Here is a 12,364-nt window from a genome sequence, read left to right on the forward strand (position 1 = left end):
AAATGTTGTTATTGTAATTTGATGAGGCAAAATTACGTTGTGATTGTTGTTCAGGTACTTAACCTGGATTAAGAAATTATTTTTTAGAATTGCATAGGAACTTCCATAAGTAAAAATTCAGCTTCCGAATCCGCTTTGATGGAAACTTTGTCAATATCCCAGATACCAAATCCGTCTCTTTTGTTTAATGCCTGTCCGTTTACAGTTATGTCGCCATTCAGCACGAAAACATACAACCCGTTGCTTTGTTTTTTGAAATGGTAATCAGTTGTAATATCCTTGTCGAATTTCCCTAAGTGAAACCAAGCGTCCTGATGAATCCAAACTCCCGCATCGTCTGGATTAGGAGAAAGAATTTGTTGCAATTTGTTGTGACGGTCTTCTTGATTAAGTGTAATTTGATCGTATCTTGGTTTTACACCTCTTTTATTTGGGATTACCCAAATCTGAAGAAATTTCACCTGCTCATCTTGATTCTTGTTGTATTCGCTGTGCTGTACTCCGGTTCCGGCGCTCATCACCTGAATGTCACCGTTTTTAATCACGGTTTTATTGCCTATACTGTCCTGATGCTCCAAATCACCTTCCAACGGAATACTGATGATTTCCATATCTTGGTGCGGGTGTTTTCCGAAGCCCATTCCGGCTGCAACGGTATCGTCGTTCAATACACGAAGGGCTCCAAAATTCATGCGCTCCGGGTTGAAATAATTAGCAAAACTGAAGGTGTGATAACTTTGCAGCCAACCGTGATTTGCATTTCCTCGTGTATCGGCTTTGTGTAAAATGATGTTTTCCATGATTTTAGAATTGGTGTTTTGAATATGATTGAACCCTACAGTTTCTTCTGTGGATTCAGAAGTTTCTTTAGCAAGTGCAGAGCCTGTAATTATCGCTCCGCTGCCTAAAAGTGTTTTTCGGATAAAATCTTTTCGGTTCATAACTTTGATTTTGATAGGACAAAGTTATGTTGTTGATAGGGCTGAAGCCCTTAACCTAGATTAAGAAATGTTTTTTGGAGATGTTGAGGCTCTAAGGGACTATGATCATTATTTTTTCAGAAGCCTGGCTTTCATTTTGCTGAAAAACTCCGGGGTAACTCCAATGTAAGAAGCGATCTGCTTTTGAGGAAGGCAATTGACCAGTTCTGGATATTTTTTAGAGAATTTGTCGTATCGGGCTTCGGCGGTAAAAGTCATGTTGTCAATTAATCGCTGTTGATTGGCAATTAAAGAGTTTTCAATAAGGATACGGAAAAAACGCTCCATTTTAGGAACCTGAAGGTATAATTTCTCCTGATTTTCTTTTGAAAGCAAAATGACTTCGGCTTCTTCGTTGGTTTCTATGAAGAGTTGTCCCGGTCGTTGTGACAGAAAACTGTACATGTCGGCAATCCACCAGCCTGGGCAGGCAAAATTCATTACGTGTTCCACGCCGTTTTCGTCTATGGTGTAGCTTCGAAGGATTCCCTTTAGCACAAAAAAAGAATGTGTGCATATTTTTCCTTCCTCCAAAAGTATGGTCTTTGCCTTATAATGATCGGTTTCGATTAATGACAAAACACTTTCCTGCTCCTCATTGGTTAGCTCAACATGTTTGGCGATATTTTCTAATAAGGTCTTCATCGGATGAATCCAAATGTACGAAAAAGTTGGTGTAAATATATGTAAGGAGAATCTTGCTTTTTTGAAAACTGTTATCTTTTTCAGCCTGTGGGTTGCTTTTGCTTATTCTTAGGTCTGTAGTCCTCAAATGTTTATTCAAAAAAAAACACCCCGTTTTACATCAATTTATTTAGAGTAAAACGGGGTATAATTTTATTTGTAATTCTTTGTCCTGTGGCTATCTTTTCAGACTAGGGCATCAAAACTTTTCTGGTGACAGTCTTTTGGTCTTCTAAAGTAACCTTCACGATCAGCATTTGTGATGTTGCCGGAATAGCATCGGTGTCGAATTCATTTGAGTGAATGCCTTTTTTAGAGAAAACCAATTTTCCTAAAAGATCACGAACTTCGATACTTGAAATGCTTGAAGCGCCTGACAATACAGAAAGATGTTGTGCTTTGGTAATAATTCTGATATCAGTATTGTTATTGTCTACTGTGTTAACCCCTAGCGTTCCTCTATTGAAACGTAATTCAAAACGATCATTGAATGTTCCGCTGGTTGTTGTAAATGTAAATGAACCAGCTTTTAAATCGTGATAAATTCCTGTTGTTTTGTCCAATAAGTAAATATCCTGATTTGCGAAAAGACCGTCAAAATTTTCTAAATTAACTGTCAGGTCTCCACTGACAGATGTCGTATATCCAATAGGTACAATATCTGTTGTCTGGAAAGGTAAACTACGTCCCTGAATAGATAATTTTTCGTTAGACAACAATGAGTAAATTGAAATTACATTTTCTGATGGAAGTGTTTTTCCATCGAATAATCTGTCTAATCCGTTTGTAGCTTCCTGAATGTAACCTACTAATGCTTCGTTGTATTTTCCTTGTGTGTTGCTTAATGAAATCCAAACACGGTGTTTTTCTAAAGCTATCGGTGTTGTATTGGTGTTGTTGCCGTTTTCTCCATTTCTGAAGAACTGGTTATTGTCACCCTGTACACGCATGTTGTTTTTAAAAGTAGCCCAGTAGGTGGTGTTGTTATTCAAAGCAGGATTAGCATCAATAAAGAATCCCTGGCCGGCTGCTACTTTTCCTGTCGGTACAATACCGCCTCCTGAAAGTGCTTGAGATCCTGTTCCAACCCCACCGGTAAGATTGTATTTGGCATAGTCATTTACGTCATAATTGTAAGTCCAATCTCCTTGCGTATTGCTGCTGATCGGGGTATTATGTGTCCAAAGATAAATAGTACCATTTACAATATCTTTATTAGCCGGATCGGTTAGGAATAAGTCAATATTAATTGCAGATGGATAAGGGTTTCCGATTAAGTTAAGGGTTCCTGTTCCTCTTTTTATTGGTGTTGTTATGATACCGTTGTTAGGTATGCCTGCGAAAGAGGTTTCTACAACTTGTGGTGATGTGTAAGTGCCTGGAGCTCTTCCAATATAACCTAGTCCCGGAGCCATAATATTGTTTCCGTACTTGCGTACCCAACATTGTGATGCAACATTACTAATGGTTGGATCGTAAGCGTAAAACAGGGAGTTTGTTGCCAGCTGACTTAAGGTGGCATCGGCTACCGGTGCAGACCAATAGGTGTAATCATATTTTTTTAACGGGGTGGTTTTTCTTTTGTAAGTGATATTTCCAATGTTTGCAACATCATTGGTTTGCAACAAGCTACTATCGTCTTCAAAAGTTAAGGAACCGCCCGTTACGGTGATTTTATCCGTTACGGTTAGGGTGTGTCCTTGTCTAATTACCACGTTTCCTGAAACTATCTGGCAAGAGCAAGCCGAAATATCTGTAGGTAAATTATAATCTCCATTGAATACTATTATTTCGGTGCCTGTCGGTGCAGAGCCTGATGACCATTCAGTTCCGTTCCATGTGTTTGTGTTAATAGGGCTAATAGTTACGCTTGAAGATGCTGGAGAGGTACAAGTTCCTAAAGTAGCTGTCACGGTATACGTTCCCGCCGGAGCTGTAACGATACCTGCTGAGTTGCTTACCCCTGTTGATGGAGAAAAAGCATATGTATAAGTTGCGTTGTAATTCGTAATAGTGAAACTTCCTGTTGAAACCGTACACGTTGGTTGTGTAACAGAACCTAATGTTGGTTGAGCCGGAGTTACGGGTTGTGCATTAACCGTTACGCTTGAAGATACTGGAGAGGTACAAGATCCTAAAGAAGCTGTTACGGTATACGTTCCTGTCGGAGCTGTTACGTTCGCACCAGTTATCGTAGCTCCAGCTGGTGCTATGGTATAGGCGTAACTAGCGTCATAATTTGTAATAGTGAAGCTTCCAGTTGAAACTGTACAGGTTGGTTGTGTAACCGAACTTAAAGTTGGTTGTGAAAGAGCAGCAGTTACCGTTAATTCACCAAAGTGGCCATTTTTTGCACATCCGCCACTTGTTATTTTAAGTCTGTACTGATAACCGTTCATCGTCATTGTGACAGCATTAATGGTAAGGGCAAGAGTATTTATTCCTGAATATGCTGTGTCCGCAGTTGTCAAGTCCTTCCAGCCTGTTCCGTTATTGATTTGCCACTGATAGGTAGCGCCGCTTACTCCTGTTAAAACGGTAAAGGTAGTATTGGATCCTTCGCACACGGGGCCGCTGTCTGAAGGGGCATTTGCTGTGAAAGGGCAAGTCCCACCAAGTATAACTGTGTTTATTAAGTCTATCAAAGTAGAATTCTCACCGCTAATGGGAGCTCCCGGATTTGCTGTTTCTATATCTGTGATTACCGTTGCATTTGGGTTCATGGGATAGATCTGATTAGTTCCCTGTCCTCCAGTTAGGTTAATATTACCAATAATATTTCCGCCTACAATTACGTTTCCTTGATTTTGTATTGCAGAAATCGCCGGACTGGAGAGATTCCCTGTGATAATAACGTCTCCTTTCCAAAAATTAGTCTTGCCTTCATTGGTGTAATTTCCATAGACAATTAAAGTGCCGCTTTGGGTTATATTGAATTCCCCTGTTGACTTTACTGTAAAATTTCCATTGACTGAACTGCTGCCAACGGTAAGTCTTTTGGTGCCAGTTAAATTAAGGATTCCGTGAATGGTTACGCTTTTAGCAAACGCATCTACATCAATGTCGACTGTTATTCCTTGAGGGATAATAACGTCGTCGGAACTTGTCGGTATCCCAGTTGTATTCCAATTGTTTGGATCACTCCAGTTTGTTGAAACAGAACCATTGAAGGTTTTTTGGGTTGCAAATGCAGAAAGACTAATAAGTAAGGTAAAAATCGATAGAAGTAACAGATTTTTCGTCATGATATTTTGTTTTTTTTGAAATATTCACTTAGGGGTGTATTTCGATGCAAAGATACTTTGACAGCATTCACCTCTTTTAAAAAAATCGTTAAAATGTATTAAAAAGTCTTTGAAATACAGCACTTTAGGATTTTATAAAATTATTACTACTTTATTCTTGTGTATCTTTAACTTAAAGCGTGATATTTGTTTTAAAAAGCATGTTTATTGATTTTTTCTAACAGTTGGGTTTTGGTCTAAATAGGGGAAGATTTGAAAAATGGCACTTTTTTGTTCTTTGAAGATGAAATAATGATAATTTTTGAGGTTAAAAATGCGCTTATTTTGTCATATGTGTAATAAAAACACGATCACTTTAATCGGCAATTGAATGTGTTTTTTTAAAAATCAATTTTTTTAAATAGAGAAATTAATTTTTCTCTTCGATTAATTTGAAAGAAGTAGCTTTAAAGCGATCGTCAACGATGGTTCCGGATTTTTCTGCTTTGCGATTGTATTGCAAAAGTCGTCTTCGCATGGATGTCGCGTGTTGGTTTATGGAGGTTCCGTCAACGAAATATGATTTTCCTATATGCGGACTGCAAAATCACAGCCTTTTCCCTTCATCCCAAACTGATACTCTCCACAGGCTGTTTCCAAGATTTGGGTTTTGGTTTATTCTTTTTCTCTCGAGATAGTGCAATAGTTGTTGCTCCTATCAGAAATTAAAAAATTTGCCTTTCATTAAAATGTAAAAGTTCGATCTCTTAAGTAATTGTTTCGGTCTATATTATCATACTTTGAGGATTATAATTGTGGTGAGGTACTAGAGAATTCTGATACCTGTCAGAATTGTTAATTGGTGCTTTGCCTTTTTTTAGGTGTGCAGTCCCCAAATGTTTATTCAAAAAAACACCCCGTTTTACATCAATTTATTTAGAGTAAAACGGGGTGTAATTTTATTTGCAATTCTTTGTCCTGTGACTATCTTTTTCAGACTAAGGCATCAAAACTTTTCTGGTGACATTCTTCTGGTCTTCTAAAGTAACCTTCACGATCAGCATTTGTGATGTTGCCGGAATGGCATCGGTATGGAATTCATTGGTGTGGATTCCTTTTTTGGAGTAAACCAATTTTCCTAAAAGATCACGAACTTCGATACTTGAAATACTTGAAACGCCTGACAATACAGAAAGTTGTTGTGCTTTGGTAAAAATTCTAATGTCTGTATTGTTATTGTCTGCTGTGTCAGTCCCCAACGTTCCTCTATTGAAACGTAATTCAAAACGGTCGTTGACTGTTCCGCTGGTTGTTGTAAATGTAAATGAACCAGCTTTTAAATCGTGATAAATTCCTGTTGTTTTGTCCAATAAGTAAATATCCTGATTTGTGAAAAGACCGTCAAAGTTCTCTAAATTAATGGTCAGATCTCCGTTGATAGATGTCGTATATCCGATAGGTACTATGTCTGTTTCCTGGAAAGGTAAACTACGTCCCTGAATCGATAGTTTTTCGTTAGATAACAATGAATAAATTGAAATCACGTTTTCAGAAGGAAGTGTTTTTCCGTCAAACAATCTGTCTAATCCGTTAGTCGCTTGATGGATATATCCTACCAAAGCTTCGTTATATCCTCCTTGTGTGTTGCTTAATGAAATCCAAACGCGGTGTTTTTCTAAAGCTATCGGTGTTGTATTTGTGTTGTTACCGTTTTCTGCATTTCTGAAGAACTGGTTATTGTTGCCTTGTACGCGCATGCTGTTTTTAAAAGTAGCCGTGTACGTCCCGTTAGGTAAGCCTGCATTGGCATCGATAAAGAATCCTTGACCGGCTGCTATTTTTCCTGTCGGTTTAGGGCCTCCGCTACCTGCAGGAGCCGTTCCAACCCCACCGCTAAGATTGTATTTAGCATAATCATTAACTGTGTAATTGTAAACCCAATCTCCTGGAATAGTATTACTTATTGGGGTGTTATGTGTCCAAAGATAAATAGTACCGTTTACAATTGGTGCATTAGCCGGATCGGTTATAAATAAATCAATATCAATTGCAGAAGGGTAAGGGTTTCCGATTAAGTTAAGTTCAACCGTTCCTTTTTTTATAGTTGTGTTAATCACTCCGTTGTTAGGTGTTCCTGCAAAAGAGGTTTCTACAATTTGGGGTGTTGTGTATGCCGGCGCTCTTCCTATATAACCTTGTCCGAGAACCATACTATTGTTCCCGTACTTGCGTACCCAACATTGTGACGGAACACTACTAATGCTTGGATCGTAAGCATAAAACAGAGAGTTTGTTGCCAACTGACTTAAGGTAGCATTGGCTACCGGTGCAGACCAGTAGGTGTAATCGTATTTTTTTAACAGAGTGGTTTTTCTTTTGTAAACAATGTTTCCGGTGTTCACAGCGCTGTCATTGATCTGTACTAAACTACTTTTGTCTTCGAAAGTTAATGAGCCTCCTGAAACAGTAACTCCATTTGTTATTATCAGATTATTTTCGGAATTAATGACAACAGTACCTGAATTTACCTGGCAGGAACATCCTGCTAAATCCGAAGTAGAAGAAAAATCCCCGTTAAATACTATTAGTTCTGTTCCTGTAGGTGCAGATCCGCTTGACCATGCAGTTCCATCCCAAGTATTTGTGTCAATGGACTTAATTGCTGCACTTGCAGATGCTAAAGAAGTGCATGAACCTGAATTGGCAGTCACTGTATACGTTCCTGCCGGAGCTGTTACGTTCGCGCCAATTCTGGTTGCCCCAGCAGGTGATATTGTATAGGTGTAACTAGCGTCGTAATTAGTAATGGTGAAACTCCCCGTTGAAACAGTACAAGTTGGTTGTGTAACCGGACCTAATGTTGGAGTTGTTAAAGATGGTGTATTAAGCGTTACACTTGAAGAATCTAATGACGTACAGGGGCCTGTAGTTGCAGTTACTGTATACGTTCCTGCCGGAGCTGTTACGTTCGCGCCAATTCTGGTTGCCCCAGCCGGTGTTATTGTATAGGTGTAACTAGCGTCATAATTTGTAATGGTGAAACTTCCCATTGAAACAGTACAAGTAGGTTGTGTGACCGAACCTAATGTTGGAGTTGCCGGAGGAGGTGGTGTATTAAGCGTTACACTTGTTGAGGGTAGTGATGAACACGCTCCCCATGTTGCCGTAACGGTATAAGTACCCGCTGGAGCTGTTACGTTTGCACCAGTTCTGGTTGCACCAGCTGGTGATATCGTATAGGTGTGAGTCGCGTTGTAATTTGTAATAGTGAAACTTCCTGTAGGTGTAGCACAAGTTGGTTGAGTAACGGAGCCCAATGTTGGTTGTTGGGTCAGAGTAGGCGGATTAAGCACTACAGATCTTATTCCTGAAATACAACCTTCAGTATTTTTAGCTGTTACGTTATAAGTGCCAGCTGCTAAGCCCGAAAATATACCTGTAGTGTTAGTGTATGTGGTACCATCGATACTGTATGTTATTCCAACACCAGTTGGCGAAGTTAATGTTATAGTTCCCGTTGTTGTACTACAATTAGGCTGTGTAACTGAACCAGCTGGCGTTGTCGGAGTTGATGGTTGTGGGTTAACCGTTACACTTGTAGCCGTGGAAATACATCCTGCGGCACTTTTTACAGTTACGTTATATGGTCCGGGATTTACGTTGGTGAAAGTTGTGGAACTTTGGTATGTGCTTCCGTTAATGCTGTATGTCAAACCTGATCCTGTAGGACTGCTTATTGCAATTGTTCCTTTCGATATAGTACAAGACGGTTGCGTAACTGTTACAGTCGGTTGGGTAGGTATACTGTTGACGATTATGGTAATGGCTTTTCTAGGGGTAGTGATGAATCCTAAAGTGGTGGCTTCAGCATAATATGTAGTTGTAGTTGTCAAAACTGGTGTGTTGAACGTTGCGTCTGTGGAAACGACATTGTCGCTGGCATCATACCACTTAAATGTTGATGGGAAAAAGCTTGGAGTTCTTGATGCAGTTAATGTAGAGGTGCCAGAGCCACAAATTGAAGCAGGACTGGCGGTAGCAGTAACAACAGGATATCCTCCGTTAGTAACGAAATTGCTAAAATTACTTAGTGCCAAAGAGCCATTGCAATTGGCAACCCTGATGAGGCCAACCCAAATTCCTCTTGAAGCGTTGCAAGAAGAAGCTGTTACGTTTCCGCCATTTTGAACTATAACTGCTGAATTGTTATCCAAGGATAAATTACTGTCAGTTGTGAAATTAATAGTGGCGTTGTTTCTTATGACTAACTGAATTGAGCCTAAGCAAGTTAAGTCTAAACTACTATTCATTGTTAAAGTGGTGCTGGCAACCCCATCTCCTATGAAAATTGTGGAACAGCCACTATATGAAGCACAACTTAATGAACTTGCATTAACTGTTCCGGTGATGGTGCATTGTCCGATAGCATTAAAAGAAAATAAAATGAAGGCAAATAGTAATAGTAGGTTTTTTCTCATAATATTTGTATAAAATTACGAAGCTATAATTTCTTACAAAAATATTTTGACCTATTTTGAAGAGTGAAAAAAATCGACTAAGTGTGTAAAAACATCGACGAAATGCATTTATTGAAAATTAGTAATTTTAATCCTATGTTTTTTTTGCGTGTTTTAAGTTTATTTTCTGTTTATTTTACACCGATTAGAATTTTTGTTATTTCTTTAAGAGTGTATTTTTTGATTTTAGTATGCTAAAATCAGAATAATAAGTTTTTTTTGATTAAAATAATCGAATTTTGACAATATGAAGTGAGGGAATTCTTCCTTTGTTATATTCGCAAAAAAAACACGTTCACTTTAATCTGTAAGAGAACGTGTTTTTAAAATCAAATTTTTTTAGTGGAGGAATTATTTTTTCTCTTCGACTAATTTGAAAGAAGTAGCTTTAAAACGATCTTCAACGATGGTTCCGGATACTTCAGCTTTACGAATGGTATTGCAAAAACCGTCTTCCGCATGAGCATCTCCGTGATCGTCAATGGAGGTTCCGTCAACAAAATATGATTTTCCATCGATGCGGACTGCTAAATCACAGCCTTTTCCTTTCATCCCAAACTGACACTCTCCGCAGGCGGCTTCCACGATTTGTGCTTTTGGTTGTTCTTTTTTCTCTTGAGATAGTGCAGTAGTTGTTGCTCCTATCAGAAATAAAAATATTATGCTTTTCATCAATAACTAAATATTCGATCTTTTATATAATTGTTTCTGTCTCTATTGTCAATACTTTGTGGGGTGTAAATGATATGAGATGGGCCTGTATTTCTTTTCCTGTCGTCTTTGTAAATAGGTGCTTTTATATATCTGTTGTTTCCCTTTGCATTAAATGTCATCGGTAATGTATAAACTCTTTTTACATTCGTGACCAAGCTTTCAATAGGAGCAAAATTTGGGAGGCTTTCAAAGGCTTCAATTATTTTTTGCTCAAATTTTTCATCTACTAAGCCTCGACGTAAAATTTTAATATTTTCAGTTTTGCCAGATTCGTTAACAGAAAAATTGACCATTATTTGTACCATATGTACTCCTTCTGGGAGTGAGGGCTTGTGCCCCGATAGTTTATTGTATATGTGCTTGTATATTTTTGTGGTGCTACAACTTATTTTGTTGTGATCGAACTTTTCATTCTGACAGCCTTCCAAAATTGGAGGGATATTAGTAACTTCCTTTTTCTCGGCGAATATGGCTTTTAATTTTCTTTCATTAACTGTGAATTTTGCCTCCATATTTATCTTGTAATCCATGGCCTTATTGGTTTCAGGATTGAGTGCAGGGACAAATTTTGGAAGCGAATTAATCATCAATTTCATGTAATTGTCAAGTGTTTTTACACCTGTGTCTATTTGAATGGAATCCATCGGTGTTGTTCCATCCGAAGATATTAAATAGGCTACGTTAAAGCTGATGGAATCATTTTCTTTCAGTCCTAATCTTCTAATAAAAACACTGTCTGTTTTTGTTTCAATATGCTTAAGTGTTTTGAACCTAATGTCTTCAAGCTTTTTTTCCTTATTTGACTTTGCATCACTTCCATTAAAAGTTGGGGCTGATTTGCTGGCCGTTTGATAAGGGTTTTGAGAAAAACTTAAAAAGAAAAACAATAGGAATAGAAGTGTAAAAACCTTTTTCATTTAAATCTACATTAGAAAATAAGGCAGTAAAATTAAGAATTTACTGTAACTAATGCAGCGGTTTTTTTTGCTCTTTCCACTACTTCTTCCACTGGAGTATCCAAGTGGTCATTAGATAAAACAACTCCCATTCGTCTATAAGGTCTGGAAGTCGGCTTTCCGAAAACCCTAAAATCGGTTTTTGACAAACTTGCGACTTTTTCGATTCCGGTATACGTTGGGTTTTCTGAGTTTTCAGAAGCTAAGATTACCGCACTGGCACCTACTTTTTCAAGGGTGATTTCAGAAATCGGCCAGCCTAAAATAGCGCGTAAATGTAGTTCAAACTCGTTGAAGTTCTGAGTTCCAGACAAGGTAACCATTCCCGTGTCGTGAGGGCGTGGGGATAATTCTGAAAAATACACACCTTCATCGGTCAGGAAAAATTCAACGCCAAAAAGTCCGGCCCCACCTAAAGCTCCGGTTATTTTTCTTGCCATATCCTGGGCTTCCTCTATGTCTTTTTGGGAAACCCGCGCCGGCTGCCAGCTTTCCTGATAATCACCTCGTTCCTGTCTGTGTCCTATTGGTGCACAAAATAAAGTATGTTTGTTGTTCTGTGTAACGGTCAGTAAGGTGATTTCCGAATCGAAATTCACAAACGCTTCCACGATAACTTCAATGATGTCACCTCGGGAACCATCAACGGCGTAATTCCAGGCTTTTTCTATATCGGCTTCCGTTTTTATGGTAGATTGTCCTTTTCCGGAAGAGCTCATCAGTGGTTTTACCACGCAGGGAATACCTACTTCGGCTACAGCTTTTTCTAATTCTTCTTTGGTTGTGGCATATCTGTAATTGGCGGTTCGTAAGCCCAACTCTTTTGCGGCCAAATCTCGGATCGCTTTTCGGTTCATAGTGAAATTGGCTGCCTTGGCTGACGGAACTACAGTGATCCCCTGTTTTTCATAATCGTAAAAACGTTCGGTTCGGATGGCTTCGATTTCGGGAACGATAAAATCCGGCTGATGCTTGGCAACGATACGGTCCAATTCGGAACCGTCCAGCATGTTGATTACTTCAAATCCGTGTGCCACCTGCATGGCCGGAGCATTTTCATAACTGTCGACGGCAATGACTTTCTGGCCGATGCGTTGTGCTGCTATAACAAATTCTTTTCCGAGTTCCCCGGAACCTAATAAGAGTATCTTTTTTTGCATTTTTTTGAGATGGTTTAGGGTTTAAAGGTAAAAAGTTTAAAAGTTTTAGACAAGAAATGTTTTTAAGATACGATTTTAAGAATTTTGGAGTTATAATAGCGGTTTTTACACATCAATTCTATTTGCTTG

9 protein-coding genes are annotated in these 12,364 nt (G+C 38.7%); all 9 read right to left on the reverse strand.

The window, feature by feature from the left end:
- Window positions 1-83 precede the first annotated feature (83 nt).
- A complete protein-coding gene (locus FEDK69T_RS06795) occupies window positions 84-800 on the reverse strand; it encodes a pirin family protein (RefSeq protein WP_035630166.1) in 717 nt (238 codons plus the stop codon).
- Between the two features lie 249 nt (window positions 801-1,049).
- Window positions 1,050-1,625 (reverse strand): Crp/Fnr family transcriptional regulator, encoded by a 576-nt coding sequence (locus FEDK69T_RS06800; protein ID WP_023573415.1) that lies wholly within the window; start codon window positions 1,623-1,625, stop codon window positions 1,050-1,052.
- 230 nt (window positions 1,626-1,855) lie between these two features.
- Window positions 1,856-4,909: a T9SS sorting signal type C domain-containing protein gene (locus tag FEDK69T_RS06805; RefSeq protein ID WP_023573416.1), complete on the reverse strand. Its 3,054-nt coding sequence runs from the start codon at window positions 4,907-4,909 to the stop codon at window positions 1,856-1,858.
- 409 nt (window positions 4,910-5,318) lie between these two features.
- Window positions 5,319-5,426 (reverse strand): hypothetical protein, encoded by a 108-nt coding sequence (locus FEDK69T_RS16150; RefSeq protein WP_262488003.1) that lies wholly within the window; start codon window positions 5,424-5,426, stop codon window positions 5,319-5,321.
- A gap of 50 nt (window positions 5,427-5,476) precedes the next feature.
- A complete protein-coding gene (locus FEDK69T_RS16185) occupies window positions 5,477-5,548 on the reverse strand; it encodes a DUF6370 family protein (RefSeq protein WP_262488080.1) in 72 nt (23 codons plus the stop codon).
- A 338-nt stretch (window positions 5,549-5,886) separates the two neighbouring features.
- Window positions 5,887-9,366 carry a T9SS sorting signal type C domain-containing protein gene (locus tag FEDK69T_RS15825; protein ID WP_023573417.1) on the reverse strand — a complete coding sequence of 1,160 codons (3,480 nt, stop codon included), beginning with the start codon at window positions 9,364-9,366 and terminating at the stop codon, window positions 5,887-5,889.
- A gap of 390 nt (window positions 9,367-9,756) precedes the next feature.
- On the reverse strand, window positions 9,757-10,077 hold the full coding sequence (locus FEDK69T_RS06825; RefSeq protein ID WP_035630076.1) for a DUF6370 family protein: 321 nt from the start codon (window positions 10,075-10,077) through the stop codon (window positions 9,757-9,759).
- The gene (locus tag FEDK69T_RS06830; RefSeq protein WP_131494753.1) at window positions 10,077-11,006 is read right to left on the reverse strand and encodes a hypothetical protein; all 930 of its coding nucleotides are present in this window, start codon (window positions 11,004-11,006) and stop codon (window positions 10,077-10,079) included. The genes FEDK69T_RS06825 and FEDK69T_RS06830 overlap by 1 nt, the downstream gene beginning before the upstream one ends.
- A 62-nt stretch (window positions 11,007-11,068) precedes the next feature.
- Window positions 11,069-12,235 carry a formate-dependent phosphoribosylglycinamide formyltransferase gene (purT, locus tag FEDK69T_RS06835; protein WP_023573420.1) on the reverse strand — a complete coding sequence of 389 codons (1,167 nt, stop codon included), beginning with the start codon at window positions 12,233-12,235 and terminating at the stop codon, window positions 11,069-11,071.
- Window positions 12,236-12,364: the final 129 nt, after the last annotated feature.

Source organism: Flavobacterium enshiense DK69, assembly GCF_000498495.1.
Lineage (GTDB): Bacteria > Bacteroidota > Bacteroidia > Flavobacteriales > Flavobacteriaceae > Flavobacterium > Flavobacterium enshiense.

Excerpts from the sequence above, each read along its gene's own strand:
- FEDK69T_RS06795 (WP_035630166.1), bottom strand. The coding sequence starts at position 800 with ATGGAAAACATCATTTTACACAAAGCCGATACACGAGGAAATGCAAAT.
- FEDK69T_RS06825 (WP_035630076.1), bottom strand. The coding sequence starts at position 10,077 with ATGAAAAGCATAATATTTTTATTTCTGATAGGAGCAACAACTACTGCA.
- FEDK69T_RS06805 (WP_023573416.1), bottom strand. The coding sequence starts at position 4,909 with ATGACGAAAAATCTGTTACTTCTATCGATTTTTACCTTACTTATTAGT.
- FEDK69T_RS06800 (WP_023573415.1), bottom strand. The coding sequence starts at position 1,625 with ATGAAGACCTTATTAGAAAATATCGCCAAACATGTTGAGCTAACCAAT.
- FEDK69T_RS15825 (WP_023573417.1), bottom strand. The coding sequence starts at position 9,366 with ATGAGAAAAAACCTACTATTACTATTTGCCTTCATTTTATTTTCTTTT.
- purT (WP_023573420.1), bottom strand. The coding sequence starts at position 12,235 with ATGCAAAAAAAGATACTCTTATTAGGTTCCGGGGAACTCGGAAAAGAA.
- FEDK69T_RS16150 (WP_262488003.1), bottom strand. The coding sequence starts at position 5,426 with ATGCGAAGACGACTTTTGCAATACAATCGCAAAGCAGAAAAATCCGGA.